Below are 25460 nucleotides of genomic sequence, written 5' to 3'. Positions count from 1 at the left end.
TGGGTTGACCGCACCACATGCTCGAGCACGACAAGGACGGTGTCAGGACCCCGGCCGCCCAGGCCACTCCTTGCCGGCCCATGGGTCGTAGTCAGCGATGAGCTCTTCGACCGGTGGACGCTCCGCTTCGGGGACGTGCTGCAGGTTCACCCGCACCCTGTACCAGAGCGAGCTTGATCCGCGCATTCCGTCGACAAGCACATCGGCCGGGTGCAGGGCCGGGACGAGGTCCGCATGCCGAGTCTTCCACTCGTCGAGCGCCGCGAGCGCCTCGGACCTGGTCTTGGTGCGGGCCACCTCTATGAGCGGCATCACGGACTGCCGGCGGCCGGAGCGGTCACCGCCCCGTGGCGGCTTCTCGGCGGGGCCAAGCTCGGCCGCCAAATCGAGGAGTCTGTCGAGGGTGCCGACCGCATCATCGATGCCGGCGTGAGGGTCGCCCACCTCTGCGAAGCGTTCGAGCACCGTGGGCACCGTGAATTGTTCCGGCCGGGTGGAGGTGACCTCGTCCCATGTAAGCGGCGTCGAGACGCGGGCGTCGGGCAGGGGCCTGATCGAGTATGCCGACGCCACAGTGCGGTCCTTGGCGTTCTGGTTAAAGTCGACGAACACACTTTCGCCGCGCTCTTCCTTCCACCATCGTGCGGTCGCGAGACCCGGAGCGCGGTTTTCGACCTCGCGGGCGAGCGTCTCGGCGGCGAGCCGCAGGTCGCGGTACGACCACTGCGGCGAGATGCGCACCAGGATGTGGAGTCCGCGCGACCCGCTCGTCTTTGGCCACCCCACGAGTCCCACGTCGTCGAGCACGTCCCGCGCGACATACGCGACGTCGACGATCTGAGACCAGTCGACCCCTGGCATCGGGTCGAGGTCGACCCGGAGCTCGTCGGGGTGGTCGAGGTCCTCGGCGCGCACGGGGTGCGGGTTGAGGTCCAGGCATCCAAGATTCACGACCCACGCCAAGCCCGCAGCATCCCGGATCACGGCCTCTTCAGCCGATGTCCCCGACGAGTAGTGCAGCGTGGCTGTGTCGATGAAGTCGGGGTGGTTTTCGGGCACGCGCTTCTGAAAGAACGGCTCAGCGTCGATGCCCTTCGGGAAGCGCTTGAGCACCATGGGCCGGCCGCCGGCGCCGCGCAGCGCACCGTCCGCGACGGTGAGGTAGTAGCGAATCAGCTCGCGCTTCGTCAGCCCGGGGCCGGGGAACACCACTTTGTCCGGACTCGAGATGCGAACCTCGGCGCCCGCAATGTTGAGGACCTCTGCCGGGTGCTTCGACGGGTACATGCCGCCACGCTAGCAACGATCCGGTCTCCCAGCCAGACCAGCTTCGCAGCACTGGATGTCGCAAGGGTGCGGACAGGACGACTGAGACGGTTGCCCGGCTAGTCGGACGGGGCGCATTTGCCATAGCGGGACATCGTCTCCGTGAAAGAAGTGGTGTGCACAATGTGCACACTGTTGCCGTCGGACTCGGCTGTACCGGTGCCGGACTGGCCCGTACTGGGCATGTTCTATGGAGTTCTCAATGTTTCCAAGGCCCGGAATGCGGTTCGAGTCCCACCTCGGGCACAGCATGACCCCTCGTCAGAGGGGTTTTGCTTTAATGTGTGGACATTGACCCTCTGCGGGTCCCTCTGACGTTGGCCGCGGTTGTGCCGGGCGCCGTGGTGGCCTGTTCGATTGTGTGGGTGGCGGGGTCAGGGTCCTGGCTGGTGGGCCGTCCTTTCTTGCTGTTGCCGGTGGTCAGTTGTTGGCCGTCATTCATTCATGTCCAAGAGTTGTGGTGACGACATGACCAAGCCGAATCCTCGTCCAGGATTTTCCTCGAATAGCTGCTTTCTGCGCACCAGCCACAGTCCGCTCATCGCATGTTTGTCCGGCCAAAGGGGGTGCGCACATTGTGCACACTTTCGTGCACGGGCGGCTTTTCGACCTGCATTCTGGTCCCCTTCCTTCTGCTTTTCCCGACACCACTTCATGAAGTTCTCTATTTCAGGCGACATGACTTTGCGGCCCGGATCGTAGGTTTCCTAGGACATTCCTGCCAACGGGAACGTTTCCGGAGGTGTCTGTGGCTGGCGTCCGATCGAGAGCGCAGGTGTGTGGGATCCGGGCTTTCTTCCGGGCCGCCCTGGTTTGGTTGGGTCCTCCCTGTCCAAATCCGGACGTGGGGCCATTTACATGCCTCTCTGAGCCTGCTCTTCAACGGCCGTCGGCATGCTGGCGTGGATGACCGGAAACGGCCGGCGAGTCAGCGGCGGTTTTTGGGCACACTGGGCGTCTCCCGCAAGCCCAGGGTTGCGGGAGACATCAAGGGAGGCCCTGTGTAGTTGGCCATGTTCGTCTGGTATCTCACTTCTATGACTCGGAACCGATCGGTCCATGAATACCGCTCGTTTCGCGATGTTCGGTTATCCGAGGCTCTCGAATTGCCTGGATGCGGTCACGGCCACCGATTCCCTTGCTCCCGCTGCTCGCGGTGGTTACCGTATGGAGTCGATAGCCCTTCGCGGCCTGATCGTTGATGGCCTTCTCCAGGGAAGTCAGGTTGCCCGAACCGGTTCCCCACAGTTTCTCTTTGAGGATTACCTGCAGGACGACATACTGTGCATGATACGACTTCCTTCCATTGCTGGCCAATTGGGAGCAATGCTACTCGATGCGGCGGGGCGCTCCTCCGGGGGCGTGAGCGACGGCGCCGCGAGGGTTCGACGGCGCACCGTGTCAACGTCGCGGCAGCGTCCCAGCCACAAAAGACTCACGGGCGGATATGGCTGACCAGAGCAGCCCGCGGTTTCGTCGCGTCAGGTGCCCGGCGGGAGCGTGGCGAAGTCGGCGTGGTCCTGGTCATCGGCTTGAGGGTGGGCCTGGCGTTCTCGTGCTCGGAGCGCCCGGTAGATGCTGGCCAGGCTGGGGTTGCGGCCTTTGTGTTTGCCGGTGGGGATGATCAGGTCGAGGCGGATGTCGTGGAGGGAGTCGCCGTTCTTGCGGCGGCGCACCAGGGTGTGCAGCATGTCGTCGGTGATGACCGGGGGCCGGCCTCCGTGGTTTCCCTTGCGGGCGGCCGTGTTGAGGCCTTCGAGGGTGGCTTCGCGGATGTTCTCGCGTTCGGTTTCGGCCATCGCGGCGAGGAACGCGAACAGCACCCGGCCGGTGCCGGTCGGGTCGTAGATCCCGGTGAGCGGCCCGGCGAGGATCTCCAGGGTGATGCCGTGTGCGGTGAGGTGGTCAGCCAGTGCGGTCAGCTCGGCGGAATCCCGCCCGAGGCGTTTCATCTCGTAGACGGTGAAGATGACACGGCAGTGCGGGGCGTGGGCCTTGATCTGCCGGGCTGCCTCGAGTGCGGCTTCGAACTTCGGCCGCACCCGCACCCGGGTGGAGACCTTCTCGGCGAACATCTTTTCGCGCGGAATGCCGTGCGCGGCCAGTGCATCCAGCTGGGACTGGAGTTCCTGGGTCAGGTGGTGGGAGCAACGGGCGTAACCGACGCGAATGTCCGCGCCAGGCGTGTCTGCGGGGATTCGTGCCGGCGGCGGGGTGTCCGGCCGCCAGGGCTGGCCCGGTCCACGGCTGGCCGGGGTCGGCATACGCAGCTCCTTGGCCAGGCGGGGGACTTTGGTGAACCGGCCGGTGTGGTAGGTCGAGGCAACGGCACCGGAGCGGGACCGGCACGGCGAGCCCGGCTGGACTTGGCAGTGGGGGCACGGGTGCTGCTCGATCTCATCGGCGTCTGATGGGACGGTGGTTTCGGGCTCGCTCCTCGTCATCTCCTCGGCGACTTGCTTCACCGGCCGGTTCGGGGACAAAACCAGCCGAACCGGTTCTTCACGGAACGCGGCATCATATTTCGTTCGTGCGGTCATCTATGCGAGGCTCCCATCAACCTGTCTCGCAAAACCATGCGGCCGCAGAAGTCGGTTGTGCGTTATTTGAGTGAGAAGGGGTTCTGAGAGGAATTCTGGCTTTCGCGGCCCCGGATGGTGCGGATCGTCTGCGGTTTCTCAAAATCGGGCGTTTGGAGGAAGAGGTGCGCATGATCCGGGTGGCCAACCCACTGGCGAAGTTCGTGGAGGCGTCGTCGATCAATTGCCGGCTTGCATTCCCACCCGCGTGAGGTAGCGGAGCGAGCGGTCCCGGTCGGTCGCCTCGGTGAGGTCGTGCAGCCTGGCAACAAGCAAATCAGATGGGCCGATGAGCCCAAGGCATGTGCCGTCGTCGTTCACTACTGCAGCCTCGGGTGCGCCGGTCCGAGCGAGAACGTATGCGGCGTGACGGAGTGTCTCCCGCGGATGGAGCACAGTCGTTGCTTCGGTGAGCGCAGCGGTCGGTGCGCGCATGACGTCCTCGCAGAAGAATGTCTCGAGCGGATCGGTCGTGTAGTCGCGAGTCAGGTGGAGTCCTCGGCGCGCGATCTTTTCGGTGAGCACCGAACGTCGAAGGAACAGAACGGAGGCGCCGTAGGCAACCACCGAGGCAATGAGCAGCGGGAGTGCAACAGCCCAGGCATTCGTCAGCTCGAGAGTGAAGATCACGCCCGTGAGGGGCGAGCGCATGACACCTCCGACGACGGCGGTGAGCCCGAGCAAAGCCCAGAACCCCGGGATGACGCTTGGCAAAACGAGGCCTGCCGCTGCGCCGAGTGCCGCGCCGATCATGAAGATCGGTGCGAGCACACCGCCGGAGGTCCCGCTGCCCAGGGACAGCGACCAAATGAGCGTCTTGACCACGAGGATGCCGATGATGAGCCCTGTCGTCGCGTGCCCCGTCAACAGCTGGTCGATCACGTCGTAGCCGACGCCGAGGGCGCGGGGTTCGATGAGACCGCCGGCACCGATGATGAGGCCGCCGATGGCGGGCCACCACATCCAGTGGATGGGCAGCCGGGAGAACGCGTCCTCTGCCCGGTACACGAGCCAGGTTGCCCCGGCGGCGACGATCGCGCCGGAGATGCCGACCACGGCGGCCAGCGCCTCGATACCGGGGCTCAGGTGCAATCCTGTGGTCGAGACGGGGAAGATCGGTGCGGTGCCGAGGATCACGCCGCGCACCACGGTCGCGACCGCGACCCCGGCAGCCACAGGTACGAAGCTGCGTGGACGCCATTCGAACAAGAGCAGCTCGACGGCGAGCAGCACGGCCGCGAGGGGCGAATTGAACGTCGCAGCCATGCCGGACGCCGCTCCCGCCACGAGCAGTGTCTTGCGCTCGTCAGCGGTGAGGTGGAGGTGCTGGGCGAGGATCGAGCCGATCGCGCCACCGGTCATGATGATGGGCCCTTCGGCGCCGAAGGGGCCTCCGGAGCCGATGCTGATGGCGGCAGAGACCGGCTTGAGGACGGCGACCTTCGGAGCGATCCGGCTGCCGCCAACGAGGATGGATTCGATGGCCTCGGGCATGCCATGGCCGCGAATCTTCTCCGAGCCGAACCGCGCCATGAGGCCAATCACGAGTCCGCCGGCGACGGGCAAGGTGAGCACTTGCCACCACGGATGTCCGCCGCCCACGGCGACGAGACTTGTCGAGAGGCGGCCATAGAAGAAGAGGTTTGTTGCAAGACCGATCAGGCCCAGGAGCGCCCAGGACGCGAGGGCCCCGAGCGCCCCGACCGGGATCGCGAGGGCCGCCACCAGGAGCATCCGCCGGTCGACGGCGAAATCGCCCAACTGATGGCCGCGGTGGCTGGTCACGCGACCACCGCCCGGCTCAGCGACGCCGCCGAGAGGTGCCCATGGAGAGCGGTGAGACCGGCGGCGAGCTGGTCCCGCAGCTCCGGGTCCAGGTGCGCGAGAGCGTCCCGGAACTCGTCGTCGCGCCGGCGGAGGACGGCTTCAACGGCACCGCGGCCGACATCGGTCAGGGAAAGCAGGACGAGGCTGCGGTTTCCGGCAGAAGCAGAGCGCCGGACGTACCCTCCCGCGCACAGCCGGTCGGCCAACCGGGTCACCGAAGATCCGGAGACTTCCAGGACGTGCGCGAGGGCGCCGCTGGGCAGCGTCCCGTGGTCCTGAAGGGCGAACAGCATGCGCATCTGCGGCAGGGAAAGGTCCGTGACCTCGTCCACACTGCGCATGGCGACGGCGAGCAAGTCGCGCGTGGCCCGCTGGAGGGCGTCGACGTGGCGATCGAGAGGATTTAGCATACGACAACTATTGCACAATGCAAGACTTGCTATTGCCCACGGAGCTAGTCTTGGCCCGGGCACGCGTTGTCCTGGAATGTCGTCGCGAGGGTGGTCTTGGTTGCATCAGGTGCCTTCTTTGTCGTTTGCCAGCGATATGGGACCACCGTGTTGCCTACCGTCGTTCGCGTACCGGCGGATTCCGCCACCGGCCCTCATGCGCGTCGGTGTGCGCTTCCAAGTTATTCACCTGCATGCGCCGACTGCGAGGGTAGGCGAAGTGGGGCGCCCTCTACGCTGGCGAAGGGCCACGCCGACCGCGGCCGCGGCCAAGGCGATGAGGAGGGCGCTTGCAATCAGTCGCCGCGCCGGACGGGTGGATGTGTCTGAAGCGCGACGAGGGTGCGCGGCATCGCGCTTGTTTCGCGCTTCCGCTACTGGGGTTGTGGGGTGTCCTGATTCCTCACCTTCGTCCGTTGTCTTTGTGGCTGCCGGAGTCGGGTGCTGGCTGCCGGTGCTGTTTTCGGACCGTCGGAGGATACCGCGCTTGCGCAGGTCGTCTTCGACTTCCGGGTCGGGAGCAGCTGCGATGCTGTTGGCGGCTACCGCTGCGGGGAGATCTATAAGATAAGGCTTTCCGTAGGCCGCCTCAGATGCCACAGCATCCAGCCAGGCTCCCGGTTGCCTGGACAGGCCGCGATCGGCGAACGCCTTGGTCAGCATCGCCTTGATTTGCGGCAGGCTCTTGCCAGGAGCACGGCTGACAACGTCAAAGATGGCCAGCTGTCGCTGCACGTTATTCGGATTCGCTTGTGTTGGGCTTTCCATAGCCGGCCTCCCTCTTTGGACGGCACGCACGCCTACTGGTGCGTGATACCGTTCGGTGAAATTTTGGTTTCGGAGCTGTCTTATGGTGCTAGGACCCGGCACTTAAGGATGTGCGGGAGAAGTGCAGGGACTGGAATTGCGTGGTCGGGCCAAGGCATCGGTTCCCGGAAAGATTGGGTGTCCCGATCGGTTCTGGCCCGCACGTCGGTCCTTCAGTTGCTTTATGGAGTGCTTTGTCCCGTTGGTACCCCCTCATTCCGGCGGGACACTTCTTTGGTCGTCCACTGCGGAGAGTTTCGGAGCGTCATCTGGCGGGGTCCAAAGTGCCGGCCCCTTTTGTGCGGTGTGATGATCGTCAGGGTGCGCGCGGCTGGGCGAGTCGATGGGCTGTTTCGAGCAGGGCGGCGTGGACGAACGCCTGGGGAAAATTGCCGCGAAGTTGGCGTTGTTCGATGTCGTATTCTTCGGTGAAGAGTCCGGGGGAGCCGCAGGCGGACCGGTTGCGTTCAAAGAGCCTGATCGCGTCCGTGGTGTTGCCTTGCTGGTGTTCCGTCAGGGCCAGGTTGAATCCGCAGAGGAGGAAGGCGCCTTCGAAATCCGCCAGGGGACCGGGCCCGTGCCTGTACCTGTAGACGTATCCGTCGTCGAGGAGTTCTTTTCTGACCGCCTCTGCGGTGGCGAGGGAGCGGGGGTCGCGGGCGGGCAGGGCTCCGCGGATGGCGGGAAGAAGAAGTGCGGCGTCGATCCTGTCGTCGGCGGGTGATCGTTGCCACCTGCCGCTGGGATGCGTGGACGTGGACTGGGTGTGTGTGAGGATCAGACTGGCCAGTTGGTCCAAGGCGGCGGCGTGTGCGGCAGGGGCGTAGCGGGAGATGGCCTTGAGACCGGCGACGCAGCTCAGGCGGGAATGGGTCCACCGTTCGTTTCCGAGTTCCCAGATGCCGGCATCGGGAACGTCCCACTTTGCTTCTATGGCTGCCACTGCCTGTTCGACGGCGAGCCAGTGCACCGTGTCGAGGTGGTCGTGGCGCGCGGCTGTAGCAAAAAGCAGCAGGGCTTCACCGAAGCTGTCTAGTTGAAACTGTTGGTTGACCCAGTTGCCTACTGTGTCGGTGCCGCCCGGGTAGCCCGGAAGGTCGAGCGTGTGCTCATCCGGTACCTTGCTGCCGGTGACGGTGTAAGCGGGCTTGAGGCTGATCCCGTCTGTCAACAAACGCTCGCTGACGAAGCGGACGGCGCTGTCGAGCAGGTCGGTGGCCGCCCCGGCTCCGGCTGCTTGTCCGGCGAAGCATTGGTCCCGGATCCAGGCGTAGCGGTAGTCGTAGTTGCGTTTTGCCTCGGCTCGCTCCGGCAGGCCCAGGGTGGCGGCCGCGACCATGGCCCCTGTCGAGCTCGTCATCCCGCGCAGGACCGCGTACGCCTGGCGCGCGTCGTCAGGCGCGACAGTCGCGTCCATGGCAGGAACCGATGCGGCCCAGGCTTGGCCGGTAGCAGTCCAGAGAGCGGCCGGCTCAGGCGGCCTTGACGGCAGGGGTTTGCTGGAGAGCTCCAGAACGACGTGGTGTTCCCCTCCGGGTACAAGGTCAATGTCCTGCCCCAGCATGCCGTCGGTCACGGTTGCCTGGCCCATCCCGCTGACCCGGATTCTCAACCCGCCCCCGTCACCGGACCACACGCCGTCGTCGGATCTGGAGAAATCCACCCGATGCGATCCGAATCCGGGCTGGGGTTGAAGAAGGATCCGGACCGAAGCGGTCCCGGAGATGAGCCGGATGTGGCGCATCAGTACGGCCGTCCCAGGGTCGCCGGGCATTGCGAGGGCTTCGCGGCATTCGATAATCCCGTCCGTCGTGACCCAGCGGCTGTTCCAGATCAGCGTGCCGTCGTCGTAGTGTCCTCCCCAGACATACCGCGGGTTCAGGGGAGTCACGGCAAACACACCGGAACCGCCCACCAGGGCAGAGAACACTGCTGGACTGTCCCAGACCGGGGCACACATCCAGACCACGTCTCCGCGCGGCCCGATCACTGCGCCCCGTTCGCCATCGCCTATCAGGGAGTATTCGCGGAGAACCTGGGCAGGGAAAAGCGGGGTGCTGTCGGACTTCATTCCGGATTCCATCTGACTATGCGTTGATTCGGTACTTTTCGGCGTTCCGCGCACGGAAAGTGAGACCGTTGCCCGGACTGTCCTCGCGAGGCCGGACGCTGCCGCCGTCAGGGTCGCCGGTGCCGTCAAAGAACATGTCCTCGATCCGGACGTGGTCGTGGAACCACTCCAGATGACGGAAATTCAGCGTGCCTGCAGCTGCGGGGACGGTCAGGTTGGGGGCACAGTGTCCTGAGACTTCCAGCCCGTGGGCCGCCGCCACCGCAGCAGCCCGGAACCACTCCGTGAACCCGCCGCAGCGGCTCACATCCACCTGCAGGCAGTCCACGGCGGCGGCCTCGCACATCCGCTGGAAATAGAACAAGGTTGTGCCGTATTCGCCTGCTGCGACATCGGCCGCGATGGATTGCCGGACCTGGCGAAGTCCTGCGAGATGGTCGCTGGACACCGGTTCTTCGAACCAGGCCACGTCCTGCTCGGCGGAGGCGTCGAAAACTCGAATAGCCTGCTTGGCGGTGTAGCCACCGTTGGCGTCGACGAAAAGTTGAACGCCGGAGCCGATGGCTTCCCTGGCCTGCCGGATGCGGGCCAGGTCGCGGACTGTGTTCGTGCCGCGGTCCTCTCCGATCTTGATCTTCACCCGCGGGATCTGCTGATCACAGGTCCAGCCCTGCAGCTGGGTGCGGAGCCGCTCTTCTGAATACGTGGTGAATCCGCCGCTGCCGTAAACATCCACCTTTGCGCGGGCTGCGCCGAACAGCCGGTGCAGGGGGAGATCGAGGATCCGTGCCTTGAGGTCCCAGAGGGCGCAGTCGACGGCGGAGATGGCGTAGCTGGCCAGTCCGGGGCGTGGGGCGTTACGGACGGTCCGGGCCATGGCTTCGGCCGCAGCGGGAACGTCGAAGCAATCGAGCCCGACGACGGCCCGCTCGAGGGTTTCCCGAATCAGGGCCGCGCAGGCGGCCGGCGCGTAGGTCCAGCCAATGCCGGTCCGGTCTCCGGCCGTGGCCTGCACCAGGACCATCGTGGTGGCGTCCCAGGCGTAGGTGCCGTCGGCCTCGGGACTGTTGGTCGGGACGGTGTACGCCGAAACCGCAAGGGACTTCACCTGAAGCGTCGACTCGGTCACAGCCATCAATCGTCCCCGTGCGGCAGGAACTCCTGGGCCTTCGTTTTGATTCCTTCCTTGATGAGGCCCCAGGCACTGTCGTCCCCCTTCATGACAGCCTTCGCGCTATTGAGGGCCTGCTCAAAGGTTGCGTGGGGCGGGATCGGAGGGACATCCGGGTCGGTGCGCACATCCAGGACGGTCGGCCGGTCCGCAGCGAGGGCCTTCTCCCAGGCGCCCCCGAGCTCGTCGGGGGAGTCGACGTTGATGCCCTGCAGTCCGAGGCTGGACGCGAAAGCCGCGTAGTCGACGTCGGGCAGGTCCTGCGATTCACGGAAGGACGGGACGCCTCCCATGGCCCGCATTTCCCATGTGACCTGGTTCAGGTCATCGTTGTGCAGAACCGATACGATGAGCCGGGGATCACTCCACTCGCGCCAGTAGCGCTGGATGGTGATGAGTTCGGCCATGCCGTTCATTTGCATGGCACCGTCCCCGGCGAAGGCGATTACGGGACGTTCCGGATGGGCGAATTTCGCCCCGATGGCATACGGGACCCCGGGCCCCATGGTGGCGAGGTTGCCGGAGAGGGAGCCGCGGATTTGCCCGTGGAACTTCAGTTGCCGGGCGTACCAGTTGGCCGTGGAGCCGGAGTCCGCCGTGATGATTGCGTCCTCCGGCAGGCGGTCGGAGAGTTCCGAGAACAGCCGCATGGGATTGATCGGGTTGGCTTCCACCATCGCCTCGGCGTGCATGGTTTCCCACCACCGGCTGGTCTTGGATTCAAGATCAGCGCGCCAGGACCGGTCCTCCTTGCGTTCCAGATGCGGAATGAGCGCCCGCAGAGCGGCCGCGGAATCGGCAACGATGTTGAATTCGTACGGGTACCGCAGGCCGATCATGCCCGGATCGATGTCGATCTGGACACCGCGTGCCTGCCCGTCTTCGGGCATGAACTGGGTGTACGGGAAACTCGATCCGATCGTCAGCAACGTGTCGCAGTCGCGCATCATTTCATAGCTCGGACGGGTCCCGAGCAAGCCGATCGATCCAGTGACGTACGGCAGGTCGTCAGGCAGGGAGTCCTTGCCAAGCAGAGCCTTGGCAACCCCCGCGCCTAGCAGTTCGGCGACTTCGCGTACCTCAGCTGCAGCCCCGCGTGCGCCCTGGCCGATCAGCATCGCCACCTTGCTTCCCTGGTTGAGAAGCTCGGCTGCGCCTCGGATCGCGTCGTCGTCGGGCTGGATATCCGGCCAACGGATGCCGAGGCTGGACGGAACCATTTTGAAGGCGTGGGTCGGCGGCGTGTATTCCAGTTCCTGGACGTCGGACGGAATGATGACCGCCGTTGGTGTGCGGTTGGCCAGCGCTATCCGCAGGGCCCGGTCCAGGACGTTGGGGAGTTGCTCGGGAACGGTGATCATTTGGACGTAGTCCGAGGCCACGTCCTTGAAGAGACTGAGCAGGTCCACCTCTTGCTGATAGGAACCGCCCATAGCGCTGCGGGCTGTCTGGCCGACGATCGCCACCACGGGGACGTGGTCCAGCTTCGCGTCGTACAAACCGTTGAGCAGGTGGATGGCGCCCGGGCCCGAGGTGGCCATGCAGACTCCGACCTTTCCGGAGAATTTGGCGAAGCCGACCGCTTCGAAGGCGCTCATTTCCTCGTGTCTGGCCTGAATGAATTTCGGCTCGTTTCCGGCTTTCCCGAAGGCGGCGAGCACCCCGTTGATGCCGTCCCCCGGAAAAGCAAAGACCTTATCCACGCCCCATTCGCGGAGCCGGGCGAGCAAGTAGTCCGCGACCGTCTGTGATGCCATGATCAATCTTCCTTTCCTGCGCTCAGTCCTTCGGCGGCGCGTGCCGCCACTGCCATGATCGTCAGCGCCGGATTCGCGCTTCCTTGGGTCGGCAGCACGCTGCCGTCGGTGATGAACAGGTTGGGGACCGCGAAGCTGCGGCACGTCCGGTCCACTACGCCGTGGTATTCGTTGGCTGCCATCCGTGCCCCGCCCACGAGATGCGCGTACCGTTTGATCGTGATGACCTCGTCCGCGCCGGCCGCCTTCAGGATCTTCTCCATGACGGATTGGGCGGCACCCATCAGCTGCCGGTCGTTCTCGCATTGGCTGTAGCTGAACCGGGCGACGGGCACCCCGTGCCGGTCCTTTTCGTCCGCCAGGGTGACGCGGTTTCCTTCCAGCGGGAGAAACTCGCACAGCGCCCCGAGGCAGGCCCAATGTGGATAGTCACTCATATACCGCCGCAGCTCCGCACCCCAGTGCCCTTGGGCGGCTACGTGTTCGGCCCAGGCGATGGGTAGCGGCGAAACGGTCTGGATGGAAAATCCGCGCTTGTAGGGCTTGGCGGAATCCGTTTCGTAGAAGTCCTCAGTGCTCACCTCAGGTGGCGGAGCCTTCCACATGCGTACTTCCGCGTCGAACCGGCCCGCCGTCTGCGGCGCGCCCTGGACCATCAGGTACCGGCCGACCTGGTCGAAGTCATTGCACATGCCGTTGGGGAACCTCGTTGAGATTGAGTTCAGCAGGAGCCGCGGTGTTTCGATCGAATAGCCGGCGACGGCGACCGTGCGGGCGCGCTGGAATCGCTCCTTTCCGCCGCGGACATAGTGGACGCCTGTGGCCCTGCCTGTCCCTTCGTCGAAGCCGATACGGGTCACCATCGAATCTGCCCGGACTTCGGCGCCGTGGGCGAGCGCGTCCGGAATGTGGGTAATCAGGGGTGATGCCTTGGCGTTCACCTTGCAGCCTTGAAGGCAGAAGCCGCGGTAAATGCAGTGCGGCCGGTTGCCGAAGCGACCGTTGGCGATCGCTACCGGGCCGACCTTGGCAGTGATGCCGCAGGCGCGGGCGCCGCGCAGGAATAGTTCACCGTTGCCGCCGACGGGGTGGGGCCGGTGCGGGTACCGGTGCGGATCGCCCCAGGGCCAGGATTCTCCGGCGACCGGGAGTTCCTCTTCGATGTCTTCGTAATACGGACGCAAATCCGCATAGTCCAGCGGCCAGTCAGCGCCGACGCCGTCGGTGGTGAAGGTGCGGAAATCGCTGGGGTGGAAGCGGGGTGTGTAGCCGGCGTAGTGGACCATGGAACCGCCTACCCCGCGGCCTGAGTTATTCGATCCCAGCGGCACGGGGTCCTCGCCGCCGATCACGCGCGGATCTGTCCAATACAGGTGATGCGATGCTGCCTCGTCACTTACCCAGTCCCGATCAGGATCCCAGAACGGGCCGGCGTCGAGAGCTACCGCCCTCCATCCTGCGCGGGCCAGCCGCTGCAGGAGGGTTGAGCCGCCCGCGCCGCATCCGACGATGACGATGTCCACTTCGTCCCGGTCATCGAACGTGCGCATGTCATCGCGCAGGCGGTGGTTGCTGCCGGGACCGGCTGGAAGCAGCCACGCCGATTCGTTGTGGTTCCGGACGTGGCTCATGGGCGGACTCCTCCGTCATGGGTCACGGGGTCCTCCCGCGGACTGGCGTCGGCCACTTCGAACGGTTCCAGCCGGTCGACCCCCAGGTTCTTGTAGCCGCGCGGATAGGCGGGACCGCCGAAGCCGATTTCGTCCCACACCCGCGGATGCGAGTAGAAGGCCGTGCAGGCGTAGCGGGTCCACAGCCCCCACACGTGACCGGCCGGCATGCCTTGCCACATCGAGCTGCCGAGGGCCTGGATGGCCTGAAGCACGGCGGCCTGTTGCTCGTTGCTGCAGTTTGCGAAGGATTGATTGAATGATTCCTCAGCCGCGCGGTCCAGCGCCGACAGCGACGTGCGCCAGGCCTCCCCGTCTTCGGGCATGTCCTCGTAGCGCCAGCCATCCGTCTGGTTTTCGGCCAGCCGTGCATCGACGAAATTGACCACCGGGATGCGGGGCTCGGCGTGCTGGGCGAACAGTTGGTCAAACAGCGCCTTGGCCGTGGCATCTTCGGCCGGAGTGAAAAAGCGGATGTCGGCGGGCCGGGCGAGCCGGCCCAGGACCACGCCGGCGGTGGTCTTGTCCCAATGGTCGGATTGGGCAACGGTGCTGAAACCAGGGTATCGGCCGCCCCCGGCTTCCTTGTCCAGAGGAAGCGAGCTCATTTCTCCCGCCTCAGTATCGAAGCCAGCAGCCCCATGCCGCCGACAAGCGTCACCAGAAGGGGCGCGAGCAGAGGCGGTCCCATCTCCAGGTTGTAGCGCAGATTGGAGAACCCGCCTGGCTTTTGGGCGATACCGCGGGCGTGGAGGTAGGTTCCTTGCAATCCGTTGGCGACTATCGCCGCGCTTGCGATCGGCAATGCAGTTTTAGCCATCCTGCGGCTGAAGATCCCCGCTATGCCGGCTGCCGCGCCGATCGGGCCAAGCGCCACGGGAAGCCACATCCATTTGTTCCCGAAGCTGGCCTTGTCATGTTCGAAGTAGATCTCCGCCGCCGTCACCAGAGCGCCCGCAGCCGTGAGTCCCGAAAGAGACCTTTCGAAGCGACCCGCTTTCACGTTGCTGACCATGCGATCGACGAGGTGGATCACTTCGTCTTCGGCTTCATGTTTCATGCTGTTCCTCCTCAATCAGACACGTTCCGTGCAGCGGCGCAAATATTGCAGTCACGCAAGTACGAGGGTGATACTGGGGTTCGTGGAGAGAATCGAAGACCATGACGCCGATGCCCAGATCGATGCGGTGCTTCGGGCCGCCAACGTGCTGCTTCGGGTCGTGGCGCAGTCGGTCGTGGAAGTCGAGGACATCGTCACGAGCCCGCAATTGCGTGTGTTGGTCATGATTGCCTCGCGCGGACCGCAGAATCTCGGCGCCGTCGCTGCGGAGCTGGGCGTGCATCCCTCCAATGCCACGCGTATCTGCGAGCGGCTGGTCAATGCGGGGCTGATCGGTCGGCGCGATGACCCCGGTGACCGCCGGTACCGGGCATTGTCGCTGACTCCCGAGGGTGTCTCCCTTGTCAACACGGTCCTGGAACACCGCCGCAAGGCCGTCGCCGCGGTGCTGGGTCGGATGCCGGCGGGGTTGCGCGGGGTTTGTGCCGTGGGCATGGATGCGTTTGCGGCGGCGGATGGTGGCGAAGGCTCCGAAGACGGCCGGTTCAGCATTGATCTGCACGGGTGACGGCCTCTGCATTCAGTATCGTGCCCGTCGCCGATGGTGCTTGTCATTCGAACTCTCCCGCTGCAAAGACAATTGCAAGGACGGCGTTGGCGGTCGCGGGCGTCCGGTACCTGAGGTCCAGTGCAGCGAGTAGGACCATACTCGCTGCGTGGACCGCGTCCACGCTGCCTCCGATGCGGTGGGCGGTATGCCCGGCCCGGGCTGTCAGCACCGCCTGAATCAGGTGGCGTGCGCCGAGGATTCGGATGACGGTCCGGGCCTTGCGGTCAGGTGTCCTGCCCAACAGCCGGCCGGTCAGGAAATCCGGGGCCAGAAGCTCGCACATGCCGTAGACCCCTCGGACGACTTCCAAGGGCTTCATCGCTCTGCCCTCCGCAAGAACGCGCCGCGCGCAATTGCCGCGGCCGTGAGGAGCCCGACGGCGGCAGCGCCCACCGTTGCATGGCGCTGGGAGGCCCACAGCTGGGCACTGCGCCGGGAGGACCTGCGATCAAAAATGCCATGCGTCCCGAAATCCCTGCTACTGTCTGCGGGCTCCCAGAGGTTCACCGGCTGCTCCGGACTTCGGGGCTCCGAGGTCTGCTGGGCCTTGAAGCCTGTCTTGGCGAGGTAGCGGTCGAGCAGTGCAGGGGCGAAAGCGTTCACGATGAGGGTTCCGGCGGTGCTGCCGCCCACCCAGTATTCGCGCCGTTCCGGATGGTCCGCCGCGTACACGACCGCCCGTGCGGCCACCTCCGGCTGGTAAATCGGCGGCACGGGCTGCGCCTGATGCGGAAGACGGGAGAGGCACCAGGAAAATTGGGGTGTATTGACGGCGGGCATCTGCACCATGGTGGTGTGGATGCCGCTCGATTCGTGCAGCAGTTCGCAGCGCAGGGACTCGTTGAATCCTTGAATGGCGTGCTTGGCACCGCAGTAGGCGGTCTGCAGCGGGATGCCCCGGTAAGCGAGAGCTGAGCCCACCTGCACAATGACTCCACGGTTCCGCGCCCGCATGCTCTTCAAAGCCGACATGGTTCCGTAGACGTAACCGAGGTAGCTGACCTCGGTGACGCGCTTGAACTCGGCTGCAGTGATTTCGGACAACGGGGAGAAGACAGAGGTGAAGGCGACGTTTACCCAAACATCGATCGGCCCCAGCTCGCGCTCTATCTGCTCGGCGGCCGCGTCGAGCGCCTCGGCGTCAGCGACGTCGACGCTCAAGGTCCACGCCCGCCCGCCGGCCGCTTCCACTTCGCGGGCGGCTCCGGCCAGTCCCGCTTCGCCGCGAGCGAGTAAGGCGACGACGGCCCCTTGACGGGCAAAAGCGACTGCAGACGCGCGTCCGATTCCGCCGCTGGATCCCGTGATGACAACTATGCGTCCGGTCTTGTCCATGAAGGTGGCTCCTTAGCGTGTCAGAAACTGGGTCAAACACCCTCGGCCGTCTGCCGGGGCGCTGGCGCGGGTCCCCGCTAAGTCTTCAATCTATCCGGAATGCTTGCGCTTGCGCAATGGTATGTAGGCTTAGAACTTTGGGATCCGGACATGGAGGGCGTGCAGCACGAACCGGTGCTGCCTGGTCCCAGAGATGTGAGCGGTCAGGTCTCCGTACGACGGTCATGCGTGCGGGAGCCTATTCCTAGCAGGCCATGATGGCTGCGGCACTGCTCGAGGCCGTGCACGCCGTGGCGGTGCAACCGATCACGGCTTGATGGACGGCGCCTCTCTATGCCGTACGCTCAGGCCCCGACAGGGCAGGTTCTACGGATCCTCGGCGCCTGTGGTTCAGTTCAGTTATGCCGTCTCTACCCGCGGGAAATCCACCAACGGGCAAGCCTAGGGCCAGGCCTGAGGTGAAGCACGGACTGACCCGCAACCTGTACTCTTGCTGCCCTTAAAGGAAGGACTCCGGAGTGCAGGTCTTCAGCCGATTCTAATCTGGCAGATTGGCCGTTGGCGCAGCGGTCTACGGGCGCAGATGACCGTCTCCCCGGCGGCTTCCGATCACCCCCGGGATTGAGCTACTTTAGGCCGCACGTTTCGGTTCGGACGCCGGAGCGCTCTCTGCGCCCGTCCGGCCCGGAGGCACGGGTTCCGCCAACCGCGCCCGCGCGTGGAGGACGTCGCCGATGAACCAGTCGTAGATCAGCACGCCGATCACCCCGCCGATCAATGGCCCTACGATGGGCACCCAGAAATACCAGCTGAACGACCCGTCAACAGTGCCCGGAAGCGCCGTCTGCCCCCATCCGGCGAGCCATGCAAACAGCCTTGGTCCGAAGTCGCGGGCAGGGTTGATGGCGTAGCCGGCGTTCGCGCCCACGGACATGCCGATCGCCGCCACGGCCAGCCCGATCATGAACGGGCCCAGGTTTGCCTGCACGGCCGTGTTGCGCATGTCGATGATGGCGACGACGAACAAAACGAGGAAAGCGGTGCCAACAATCTGGTCCACCAGCGGGCCCACGGGATTTCCGTTGAAGTAGGGTGCCGGGAAGGTGGCGAAGATGGAGTAGGTGGCCAGTCCCTTCGGATCCGCGCGCCCGGTGCCGACAGCCTTGTTATAGGCGTCGATGGCATCGTGGTAGAGCAGGTACACCAGCGCGGCGCCGGCGAAAGCCCCAACAATCTGGGCAAAGATGTATGGGCCTACCTTTTTCCATGGAAACTTACGGCGGACCGCGAAGGCCACTGTCACGGCTGGATTGATATGCGCCCCGCTGACCCCGCCGCCGACGTAGATTGCCATTGTCACCGCTATGGCCCATCCCCATGTGATCAAAAGCCAGTCGCCTGCGGCCATGAAGATCGTGGTCGAGGTCGCGGCCCGTCCTGAGCCTGGTAGAGCGGCAACCGCCATGGCCACGACCCCGTCGCCGAAAGAGATCAGCACAAATGTGCCGAGGAACTCGGCGAGGAGTTCACCCCAAGTGCCACCGAGTTGCTTGAGGCCGCTTCCGTTGCGGACTGCATTCCTTAGTGGACTGACATCACTCATTCCGAGTGCCTCCTTGAGTCATCTGATTCATCTTTGGAAATTGACAACCCCAGCAACTTCATGGTAGTTGGATCGTCGCCGCGTCACTAGTCGATTGCCTTAGGTAACCAACGATTGCCCCAGGCATCCATGAGCCAAGGCCTTCCCGTGCCGGCCCCGTTCTGTTACGGAACAACGGCCCTCGCTAGACTTAAAGCGCGCCGTAGAAAGACGCGGAGTTCGTTTCGGGAAAGGCACCAACATGACCGACAACAGCAGCTTCGAAGACGCTCTCGATGAGACGGGCACGGCCAAGAAGCCAGTAGACCCAGACCTGCGGGGCCGATACGTCGAAGGCGACTATGGCTCAGCCGGGATGCAGAGCGGCCGCCATGCGGACGACGAGGAAGGCCAATACATCGAAGGGGACTACGGTGCGGCCGGCAGCGAAGGCGGACTCCCCGAACCTCTTGGAGAAAAGGCCAGGGAGTCGGGACGCTATGTAAAGGCCGACTTCGGCGCCACCGGGTCGACCGCCGGCCGCACCGCCGAGTCCGAGATCGGCCGGTATCCAGGGCGACTACGGAACAGATGGCACCGTGGACCCGCTCCGCAAACCCGGCACCGATCCCGGAACACAGCACAAGTAAGCACCATCCCCGACGAACCGCGCTTACCATTCAGGGCCGACATGGAAGCCGACATGGAATCTGCGAGAACGATGCCGTAGAAGCCCAAGCCCCCGATCCTGAAAGGTCGAGAGCGCCGAAGACGCGGCCGTCGTGGATGCGGCACCAGGGCGTCCCGGGACGCACGCACGACGGCTTTCCCGTAGGACTTCCCTTGTCATCGGGTCACCTCTCGTGGGAAATTTTAAGTACCCATCACTCCTGCGCACGGACGCGCGGAGTCGTTGACTTGTCGCGAGGAACCCGGCGTGGGTTGGTCCGACCGGCCTTGGTGCCGGCTATCAGACCGGGGTCGGCGGCGGGACGGTCCTGGAGCCCACAGGCCGCTGGCCCCTCGGACCGGGGTCATTCGGTATCGGCACGTCCTGCCTGATCCTCCGGCAGGACGTGCCGCGGTTGTCATTGCCTCTTTCTGGCCCGGTTTGTTCAACTGTGCCTGGGCCCGGAGTCTCAACAGGTCCGATTCGGCCCATGAGCTCGCCGCGGGCCGTCGAGGACGAAGACGATCCTCGGGCTCATGCAGATCCACACTCTTTCCGTTGTGCCGGTCGGAGACGCGTGCAGGCGCCCCATGTCCTGCCTGACCCGCCGCGCGGCCTGCTGCGACGCCGCTGCCACCGTCCGACAGACTGGCCAGCCGGGCAGTCTGACCAACCCCCAACCAAGGTTCCTTGCCTTGATTCAACCCCACAACCCGTCCCACCACACGAGTGATCCTTACTTGACATTCCCCAATGGCGGCAACCGGTCAAGGCTGGAGATCCCCGCCCCTTCCGGGAAGCTGGTCATCGGGATCACACGGCAGAGCCTTTACTGGTGTAGTTCCCCGACCGGGGTTGTTGGCTCCCTCGCCGTACTCACTTTGTTCGCCCCCCGGGGCAGACAGCTCCGGCGTGCCGTTCCCAGGTGAGGCCGAACGGCACGTCCTCGCTGAGGCTGACTGTGTATTTTCCTGCCCCGTGTCGGGTGATCAGGATGCCGCAGCGGCATTCAGCGAGGGCTTCCTGCCGGACCGCTTCAACGGCCGCGGCGAGTTCGGGCTTGAGCCGGGTCATGATCGGTGCGTCCTGTTCCGGTTGGGTTGGTGGGGTCTCCGCGGGCAACAGGTCCGGCGCCCTCGGGGTTTGTTCAGTCGCCGTGCCCATCGCGGCCGTCGGTGAGTCGGCGGAAAGTCTCTGAAGTTATAGAGGGCCATGGCCGCTGAGTTGCTGCTTTCGATGCTGATGGCCACGGTGGTCGGACCAGCGGAATACAGGGCATGCATGCAGCGGTGCAGGAGTTCTTCGACCAGTCCTTGCGGCGATGAGCGGCGTCGGTGAAGCGCCCGGCGAATGCCACCGCAGATTTTCCGTCTTCCAACGTCGTTTCCGTGGTGATGATGGCGGCCGTGAGGCGCCCGTCCGGGGTGGTAGTCACCAGGGACGCTTCGGCGAGAGCCAGGCCACGGACGCCGTCGAGGGTGTCAGCGATCCATCCGGTGCTTCCGCCGTACAGGTGTGCGGAGCCCTCGGCATAAGCGTGCGGACATACCCGCGTGAGTTCGGAAAGATCCCTGGCGGGCCGGCCCGGGACTGTCGCCGGACTGCTGTCCCGCGGCCCGGTCAGCGCAGCCAACGTGATCAAAGGATTCATGACAGCCCTGGCCTCGCCTGATCGCCGATGACACCCCCTGAGAACAGTTTCCATCCTCCCGGTCGCGCACGGAAGCGGTATATCAAGCTGTTAGTGACAGCGGCCTGGTTTTGTGGTTGATGCCGGCGTTGGACGGTGCGTCGGGTGCGGTGGGTTGGGTCTCGCCCGATTTTCCGGGGACGTATCGCCCACATATGCTCCTGTTCTGCGGGCACCACGTAGAAGACACGGTGCAACGGATGCGGCAGGGCACAATAAGTCCCGCCGAGGTGGGTAGGTAGTCCCGACGGGACCGTCCCCACTGTACCAACGCCAGGTGGCAGGACAATCCGGGCAAGCCTCCCGTGGTCCACGCAGCAACGGTGCCGGCCCGCCGACGCCCGCGGCCGGGGTTCTTGCAGCTCCGGACAATGCAGGTCCAGCAAAATACCAGAATTTCATAAAAGGTGAGTAGAGAGATGATTTCGTCCGTGCATCAGCCCTCTGGTAGCGGTGCTGCCACATTACGCCCCGCTCTCGTTGCCACGCAGGGCTCCTCCGTTCATGTTTTTTGCTGCTGGGGGGAGCACCGCATGGCTGTGCCCGACGGCGCCGGGGCAACACAACGGTGGAGCTTGCTGGCCCGTTGGCAGTCCGACTGCTCGGGTGACCCAACCACGGTGGCTATGAACCCCTGCCCGGCTTACCCGGCATCTTCGTGGGCGAGAATCCCCCCGGGCTTCCTTGGCCATGCCATTCCCTGTCTCCGGGGTTTCGGTTCGGGCGCGGAGCGGTGCTATGCGCGGCCCCCGGTGCCGGTCACGGAACGTGCCTTGAGGACGGCAGCGGCCCTTCGCGGGCCTGTCCGAGGCACGGCCTGGCCTGCCGCGTGAGGGGCGTCAGCCCTTCCCGTTCCCGTTCCCGTGTTTCGACGGGGCTGTCGAGGGCTGGGGCGCCGTCGGTTGCGGGGCCTGGCTCGGTCCCGTCCCGCCGGTGGCTTGGTCGCTGCTGCGGGTCTGTGGCGTTGAACCGCCGATGAGGTTTTGGGGCGGGGCGTCGAAGTCGCCGTGGTCGTAGAGACCGACGACCTGCTGCATGTACTGCGCCCACTGTGGGCCGGCGATGTAGGCGCCGTCGACCACCGGGTAGTATTTGCCGTTGACCGTGATGTCGCGTCCGAGCCGGGAGGGACCGCCGTTGAAGGGGTCTCCGAAGAAGGACGCCGTTGCCAGGCCTTTGGTGTAGCCGAGGACCCAGGTCTGGTTGTTGTACTGGTTGGTGCCGGTCTTGGCGGCGTCCGGGACGCCGAGCTTCTGCGGGATGAGCAGGCCGGAGCCCTTGGTGAGGACGTCTTGGAGGACATTGGTGGTGGCCTTCGCGACATCGGGTTTCAGGGCGTTCGGCTGGCACGCGGATGCCTGTCCTCCGATTCTTTTGCCCGCGGCGTCGTCGACTTCGGCGATCGAGATGGGTGCGCAGTACGTGCCGTCCGCGGCGAAGGTTGCGAAGGCGTTGGCCATCGTCAGGGGGGCGACGTTCTGGCTGCCCAGGATATTGCCCAGGGTCGAGAGGTCGATCTTCTTGTCGTTCCCGTCGCCCAGGTGCAGACCTATGGCGTCGGCGGCCCGCTGGACGTCGCAGAAGTCGTTCAGGCCGGCGAGGGAGGCGAACGTCGCGGTGTTGATTGAGTTGTAGATGCCCTGGCGGACGGTCATGGGGCGGTACCAGCCGGGTTCGTCGTTCTGCAGGTCCGTGGAGGGTGGAAGGGTGCTGTCGAACCAGCCATGGACGGGCCCGCATGTCGTCTTCCACGGGTAGTTGACGCCGTAACGCCGCTTTGACGCGTCGACTATCTGGTTCGTCGTTTTGCCCTCGCCGAGCCAGGCCGCGAGGGTCACGGGTTTCATGGTCGAGCCGGGCTGCATGCCGCCCACGCCGCCCAGGTCGTTGCCGTTGGCGTCCGCGCGGTCGACGTTGAAGTTGTAGGTCGAGACGAAGCCGGTGCCCTGGCCGGCGAGCGTGCGGGAGTTCTGCGCCATGGCGAGGACCTTGCCTGTGCCGGGCTGGACCGTCACGAGGGAGGCTCCCCATTTGTCCGGGTTCGCCCCTGTCGTGGCGTCGACCTGGGCCTGGGCGGGTCCTTGGAGACGCGGGTCCAGGGTGGTCTTGATGGTCAGGCCGCCGCGCATGATCTTCTGGATCCGGTCCTCCTGGGTCGCGCCATAGGCGGGGTCGTTCTGTATCTGGTGGAGGACGTAGTCGCAGAAGTACTGGGCCTGGACGGCGTAGGCGCAGCCCTGCTTGGGCGGGTTGACCTTGAGCTGGATCGGAGTGTTGACGGCGTCGTCGTGTTGCTGCCGGTTGATGTAGCCGTGCTGAAGCATCGCATCGAGCACCAGGTCCCGTCGCGTCTTGGACGCCACCGGGTGCTGGGTCGGGTCGAACAGCGAGGGGCCGTTGACCAGCCCGGCGAGCAGGGCCGCCTGGGGCACGGTGAGGTCCTTGGCGTCAACGGAGAAGAAGTACTGGCTGGCGGCCTGGATGCCATAGGCATTGGCGTTGAAGCCGACGATGTTGAGGTAGCCGGCGAGGATCTGGTCCTTCGTGAACTGCTTCTCGAGGCCGATGGCGAGCTTCATCTCCCGGAGTTTGTCGCTGATGCTCTTCTGGCCGTTGAGCACGACCTGGGCGTCCTTGCCCTGGGCGATGAGGTTCTCGTTGAGCACGTTGGTCACGTACTGCTGGGTCAGCGTGGAGGCGCCCTGCCGGGCCCCGCCGCTGTTCGTCACGAGGGCGCGCAGGATCCCGGTCGGGTCGATGCCCCCGTGCTCGTAGAAGCGGTAGTCCTCGATCGCGACGATCGCGTTCTTGATGTTGGGGGACATCTGCTCGAGGGGAACCTGGGTACGGTTCTCGTTGAACAGCGTCGCGATCTGGGATCCGTCTGCCGCGAGGACCCTCGTCACCTGCCCGGCAGGGGCCACGGTCAGCTCGCTGGGCATTCCGTTGAAGAACTGGACCGAGCCGTTCGCTGTGATCCCGGCCACGGCCGCGGCAGGGACCATCAGGCCGGCCACGAGCATCCCGCAGACGGCGCTCACGCCGAGGAAGACCAGGATCCGGCCGAGCGTTGTTCCCGTATCCAAGAGCGGGTTCCTGCCGGAAGCCACGGCGGCCGGGGCGGGGGTCCCGGCCGGATTGGACCCCGCACCGTGCGGGAGCACACCCCGTCCACTCCTCAGGGGGCGAATTCGTATCGGTATCCGTTTGAACATATCTTCCTCAGCTTCTCTGGCGATGGATCGTGTGGGTTCTGGCGTAGCGCCCCGCGCCTCTCAAGCGCCCGGGTGGTGGGCGTTGCCCGCAAATCGGGCGCGTTGGCGGGGTCGGGTGCGTGCAGGCATGCCGGCACGGCATGTCAGCCGCCGCCCATCTGCGGTTCAGCGGAGTCCGGGACCGAGTCCCCGGGCATGGCCGTCGAGCGTTTGCGTCGGAACAGCAGGGCGAATGCGACGGCACCCGCGAGGAAGATCAGGGCGGCAACCCAGGTGTTCACCCGGAGCCCCAGGATCAGGTTGGCATAATCGGAGCGCATCAGTTCAAAAGCGAAGCGTCCTGCCGTGTATCCGGCAACATATAGGGAGAAGACGCTTCCCGCCCCGAGAGTGAAGCGCCGGTCCACATACAAGAGAACCAGCCCGACGACGACGCACCACAGCGATTCGTAGAGGAACGTGGGCTGGAAGTAGCCCAGGACCACGGGGGCACCGGAGGGATCGGTCACCGCCGACCCGGTGGCAGGGTCCATCTGGTGGATCTGGAGTTTCCACGGCAGGGTCGTCGGATCCCCGTAGAGCTCGTTGTTGAACCAGTTACCCCACCGGCCCAGGGCCTGGGCAAAAACCACCCCTGGTGCCGCCGCGTCCAGGAACGCAACCAAAGATACCTTTGCCCTGCGGCAGCCGATCCACGCACCCACTACCCCCAGGGCCACGGCTCCCCAGATCCCCAGGCCGCCATCCCAGATGGCAAAGGCGTTCCACGGATTCTTTCCCGGTAAGAAGTACAGCTCAGGGTCGGTGATGACGTGGTAGATCCGGCCCCCGATGATCCCTGCGGGCACGGCCCAAAGGCAAATGTCCAGCACCTGCCCGGCCTCGCCGCCCCGGGCGGTCCAACGTCGGGAAGTGAGCCAGATGGCGAGCGCGATCCCTGCCAAGATGCACAGGGCGTAGAAATGGATGCTCAAGGGACCCAGATGAAAAGCGCTCACGGTCGGGGACGGGAAGAATGAATCAGTTGCAGTCATGGAGATTCGGGATCCTGTTCGGAAAGTTAGGGCAAAAACAGTGTTGCTCGGCAACCTTGAGGTCAGCCGGGTTCCGGCGGGCGCTCCCGGGCCGGAACAGCCCTCAGGCCCCACTGATCGCATACGCCCTCCTGATGAGTCCAAACTGGACTCAACGGTTGCCCTCTACTTCCAAGCCAGAGGCGGACTCAAACGCGGGATATAGGCAGCCTTTGCGACCCCGGTCCTGCCGAAACCCCTGGACCTGGTAAGTAGGGCATCGGATAGGGTGCCCTGATTCAAGTAGCGGTCACTCGCGACCGGGCTGGTCATTATTCGATAGTGTCTATTCAAATGACGTTTGCCCTACGGTGATTCGGCGGTCGATTGGGGTGGTATTGACGTGGTTTTATCATCAGATCCGCAGTGGTCCCTGAGCTTGCTCAACGGGTGGATGCTGACCCGGGCCGGCCGGCGGGAGAAGGTAGCACATCGGCAGCAACGCCTTATCACCGCGCTGGCCCTGCTCGGCGAGCGGCCGCGGACGTTCCTCTCCGGACTTCTCTGGCCTGACTCGTCCGAGGCCCAGGCGGCCGTCGGTCTCAGGGTGAGCATCTGGCACATCAAT

General features: G+C 64.9%; 21 protein-coding genes and 1 pseudogene. 3 read left to right on the top strand and 19 right to left on the bottom strand.

Translation table 11 applies throughout. The features are described from left to right. Positions 1-42 precede the first annotated feature (42 nt). The 12 genes from ligD to AB4074_RS20110 all read right to left on the bottom strand — a co-directional run bounded on the left by ligD (position 43) and on the right by AB4074_RS20110 (position 14717). The gene (ligD, locus tag AB4074_RS20165) at positions 43-1287 is read right to left on the bottom strand and encodes a non-homologous end-joining DNA ligase (protein ID WP_441414978.1); all 1245 of its coding nucleotides are present in this window, start codon (positions 1285-1287) and stop codon (positions 43-45) included. Between the two features lie 1074 nt (positions 1288-2361). Next, positions 2362-2643, bottom strand: coding sequence for a DUF4177 domain-containing protein (locus AB4074_RS20160; protein WP_241710761.1), 282 nt, complete (start codon positions 2641-2643; stop codon positions 2362-2364). A 164-nt stretch (positions 2644-2807) separates the two neighbouring features. Beyond that, positions 2808-3866 (bottom strand): recombinase family protein, encoded by a 1059-nt coding sequence (locus tag AB4074_RS20155; RefSeq protein ID WP_441414977.1) that lies wholly within the window; start codon positions 3864-3866, stop codon positions 2808-2810. A 219-nt stretch (positions 3867-4085) separates the two neighbouring features. Beyond that, entirely contained in the window at positions 4086-5690 is a 1605-nt protein-coding gene (locus tag AB4074_RS20150; protein ID WP_441414976.1) for a chloride channel protein, read from the bottom strand. Further along, positions 5687-6142 carry a MarR family winged helix-turn-helix transcriptional regulator gene (locus AB4074_RS20145; RefSeq protein WP_441414975.1) on the bottom strand — a complete coding sequence of 152 codons (456 nt, stop codon included), beginning with the start codon at positions 6140-6142 and terminating at the stop codon, positions 5687-5689. The genes AB4074_RS20150 and AB4074_RS20145 overlap by 4 nt, the downstream gene beginning before the upstream one ends. A 225-nt stretch (positions 6143-6367) precedes the next feature. Continuing rightward, on the bottom strand, positions 6368-6949 hold the full coding sequence (locus AB4074_RS20140) for a hypothetical protein (protein ID WP_441414974.1): 582 nt from the start codon (positions 6947-6949) through the stop codon (positions 6368-6370). Between the two features lie 355 nt (positions 6950-7304). Then, positions 7305-9059, bottom strand: coding sequence for a glycoside hydrolase family 15 protein (locus AB4074_RS20135; protein WP_241710766.1), 1755 nt, complete (start codon positions 9057-9059; stop codon positions 7305-7307). Between the two features lie 16 nt (positions 9060-9075). Next, positions 9076-10194, bottom strand: a complete 1119-nt coding sequence (locus AB4074_RS20130) for an enolase C-terminal domain-like protein (RefSeq protein WP_441414973.1) — start codon at positions 10192-10194, stop codon at positions 9076-9078. Next, on the bottom strand, positions 10194-11987 hold the full coding sequence (locus tag AB4074_RS20125; protein ID WP_441414972.1) for a thiamine pyrophosphate-requiring protein: 1794 nt from the start codon (positions 11985-11987) through the stop codon (positions 10194-10196). Before AB4074_RS20125 ends, AB4074_RS20130 begins: the two co-directional genes overlap by 1 nt. A gap of 2 nt (positions 11988-11989) precedes the next feature. Next, positions 11990-13618, bottom strand: coding sequence for a GMC family oxidoreductase (locus AB4074_RS20120; RefSeq protein WP_241710769.1), 1629 nt, complete (start codon positions 13616-13618; stop codon positions 11990-11992). Beyond that, on the bottom strand, positions 13615-14265 hold the full coding sequence (locus tag AB4074_RS20115) for a gluconate 2-dehydrogenase subunit 3 family protein (RefSeq protein WP_441414971.1): 651 nt from the start codon (positions 14263-14265) through the stop codon (positions 13615-13617). The genes AB4074_RS20120 and AB4074_RS20115 overlap by 4 nt, the downstream gene beginning before the upstream one ends. Further along, a complete protein-coding gene (locus tag AB4074_RS20110) occupies positions 14262-14717 on the bottom strand; it encodes a hypothetical protein (protein ID WP_241710771.1) in 456 nt (151 codons plus the stop codon). The genes AB4074_RS20115 and AB4074_RS20110 overlap by 4 nt, the downstream gene beginning before the upstream one ends. Positions 14718-14799: 82 nt before the next feature. Here AB4074_RS20110 and AB4074_RS20105 point away from each other — a divergent pair, with 82 nt between their 5' ends. After that, positions 14800-15285, top strand: a complete 486-nt coding sequence (locus AB4074_RS20105; protein ID WP_441414970.1) for a MarR family winged helix-turn-helix transcriptional regulator — start codon at positions 14800-14802, stop codon at positions 15283-15285. A gap of 43 nt (positions 15286-15328) precedes the next feature. Here AB4074_RS20105 and AB4074_RS20100 read toward each other — a convergent pair whose 3' ends face one another. The 3 genes from AB4074_RS20100 to AB4074_RS20090 form a co-directional block, all read right to left on the bottom strand. Further along, entirely contained in the window at positions 15329-15646 is a 318-nt protein-coding gene (locus AB4074_RS20100; protein WP_241710773.1) for a hypothetical protein, read from the bottom strand. After that, a complete protein-coding gene (locus AB4074_RS20095) occupies positions 15643-16662 on the bottom strand; it encodes an SDR family oxidoreductase (protein ID WP_241710774.1) in 1020 nt (339 codons plus the stop codon). The genes AB4074_RS20100 and AB4074_RS20095 overlap by 4 nt, the downstream gene beginning before the upstream one ends. 631 nt (positions 16663-17293) lie before the next feature. After that, positions 17294-18265: an MIP/aquaporin family protein gene (locus AB4074_RS20090; RefSeq protein WP_241710775.1), complete on the bottom strand. Its 972-nt coding sequence runs from the start codon at positions 18263-18265 to the stop codon at positions 17294-17296. A 241-nt stretch (positions 18266-18506) separates the two neighbouring features. Between AB4074_RS20090 and AB4074_RS20085 the strand changes: the two genes are divergently transcribed. Further along, positions 18507-18974 (top strand): hypothetical protein, encoded by a 468-nt coding sequence (locus AB4074_RS20085; RefSeq protein WP_441414969.1) that lies wholly within the window; start codon positions 18507-18509, stop codon positions 18972-18974. Positions 18975-19790: 816 nt separating this feature from the next. Here the strand turns inward: AB4074_RS20085 and AB4074_RS20080 are convergent. The 4 genes from AB4074_RS20080 to lgt form a co-directional block, all read right to left on the bottom strand. Continuing rightward, positions 19791-19988, bottom strand: coding sequence for a hypothetical protein (locus AB4074_RS20080; RefSeq protein WP_441414968.1), 198 nt, complete (start codon positions 19986-19988; stop codon positions 19791-19793). A 73-nt stretch (positions 19989-20061) separates the two neighbouring features. After that, positions 20062-20565 carry a hypothetical protein gene (locus AB4074_RS20075; RefSeq protein ID WP_441414967.1) on the bottom strand — a complete coding sequence of 168 codons (504 nt, stop codon included), beginning with the start codon at positions 20563-20565 and terminating at the stop codon, positions 20062-20064. 878 nt (positions 20566-21443) lie between these two features. Then, positions 21444-23714, bottom strand: coding sequence for a transglycosylase domain-containing protein (locus tag AB4074_RS20070; RefSeq protein ID WP_441414995.1), 2271 nt, complete (start codon positions 23712-23714; stop codon positions 21444-21446). A gap of 248 nt (positions 23715-23962) precedes the next feature. Continuing rightward, positions 23963-24853, bottom strand: coding sequence for a prolipoprotein diacylglyceryl transferase (gene lgt / locus AB4074_RS20065; protein WP_441414966.1), 891 nt, complete (start codon positions 24851-24853; stop codon positions 23963-23965). Positions 24854-25235: 382 nt separating this feature from the next. Here lgt and AB4074_RS20060 point away from each other — a divergent pair. Next, positions 25236-25460, top strand: a pseudogene (locus AB4074_RS20060) (hypothetical protein); the annotation flags it as partial.

It is taken from the genome of Arthrobacter sp. 2MCAF14, from assembly GCF_052115645.1.
Lineage (GTDB): Bacteria > Actinomycetota > Actinomycetes > Actinomycetales > Micrococcaceae > Arthrobacter.
The sequence above is the reverse complement of the archived record's forward strand: the minus strand, read 5'-3'. Positions and strand labels throughout refer to the sequence as shown.

Bases quoted from the DNA above. Each gene is read 5' to 3' on its own strand.
- lgt (WP_441414966.1), bottom strand. From the start codon at position 24,853: ATGACTGCAACTGATTCATTCTTCCCGTCCCCGACCGTGAGCGCTTTT.
- ligD (WP_441414978.1), bottom strand. From the start codon at position 1,287: ATGTACCCGTCGAAGCACCCGGCAGAGGTCCTCAACATTGCGGGCGCC.
- AB4074_RS20125 (WP_441414972.1), bottom strand. From the start codon at position 11,987: ATGGCATCACAGACGGTCGCGGACTACTTGCTCGCCCGGCTCCGCGAA.
- AB4074_RS20135 (WP_241710766.1), bottom strand. From the start codon at position 9,059: ATGAAGTCCGACAGCACCCCGCTTTTCCCTGCCCAGGTTCTCCGCGAA.
- AB4074_RS20095 (WP_241710774.1), bottom strand. From the start codon at position 16,662: ATGGACAAGACCGGACGCATAGTTGTCATCACGGGATCCAGCGGCGGA.
- AB4074_RS20080 (WP_441414968.1), bottom strand. From the start codon at position 19,988: ATGACCCGGCTCAAGCCCGAACTCGCCGCGGCCGTTGAAGCGGTCCGG.
- AB4074_RS20145 (WP_441414975.1), bottom strand. From the start codon at position 6,142: ATGCTAAATCCTCTCGATCGCCACGTCGACGCCCTCCAGCGGGCCACG.
- AB4074_RS20120 (WP_241710769.1), bottom strand. From the start codon at position 13,618: ATGAGCCACGTCCGGAACCACAACGAATCGGCGTGGCTGCTTCCAGCC.
- AB4074_RS20090 (WP_241710775.1), bottom strand. From the start codon at position 18,265: ATGAGTGATGTCAGTCCACTAAGGAATGCAGTCCGCAACGGAAGCGGC.
- AB4074_RS20155 (WP_441414977.1), bottom strand. From the start codon at position 3,866: ATGACCGCACGAACGAAATATGATGCCGCGTTCCGTGAAGAACCGGTT.
- AB4074_RS20115 (WP_441414971.1), bottom strand. From the start codon at position 14,265: ATGAGCTCGCTTCCTCTGGACAAGGAAGCCGGGGGCGGCCGATACCCT.
- AB4074_RS20100 (WP_241710773.1), bottom strand. From the start codon at position 15,646: ATGAAGCCCTTGGAAGTCGTCCGAGGGGTCTACGGCATGTGCGAGCTT.
- AB4074_RS20130 (WP_441414973.1), bottom strand. From the start codon at position 10,194: ATGGCTGTGACCGAGTCGACGCTTCAGGTGAAGTCCCTTGCGGTTTCG.
- AB4074_RS20140 (WP_441414974.1), bottom strand. From the start codon at position 6,949: ATGGAAAGCCCAACACAAGCGAATCCGAATAACGTGCAGCGACAGCTG.
- AB4074_RS20085 (WP_441414969.1), top strand. From the start codon at position 18,507: ATGACCGACAACAGCAGCTTCGAAGACGCTCTCGATGAGACGGGCACG.
- AB4074_RS20075 (WP_441414967.1), bottom strand. From the start codon at position 20,565: ATGAATCCTTTGATCACGTTGGCTGCGCTGACCGGGCCGCGGGACAGC.
- AB4074_RS20110 (WP_241710771.1), bottom strand. From the start codon at position 14,717: ATGAAACATGAAGCCGAAGACGAAGTGATCCACCTCGTCGATCGCATG.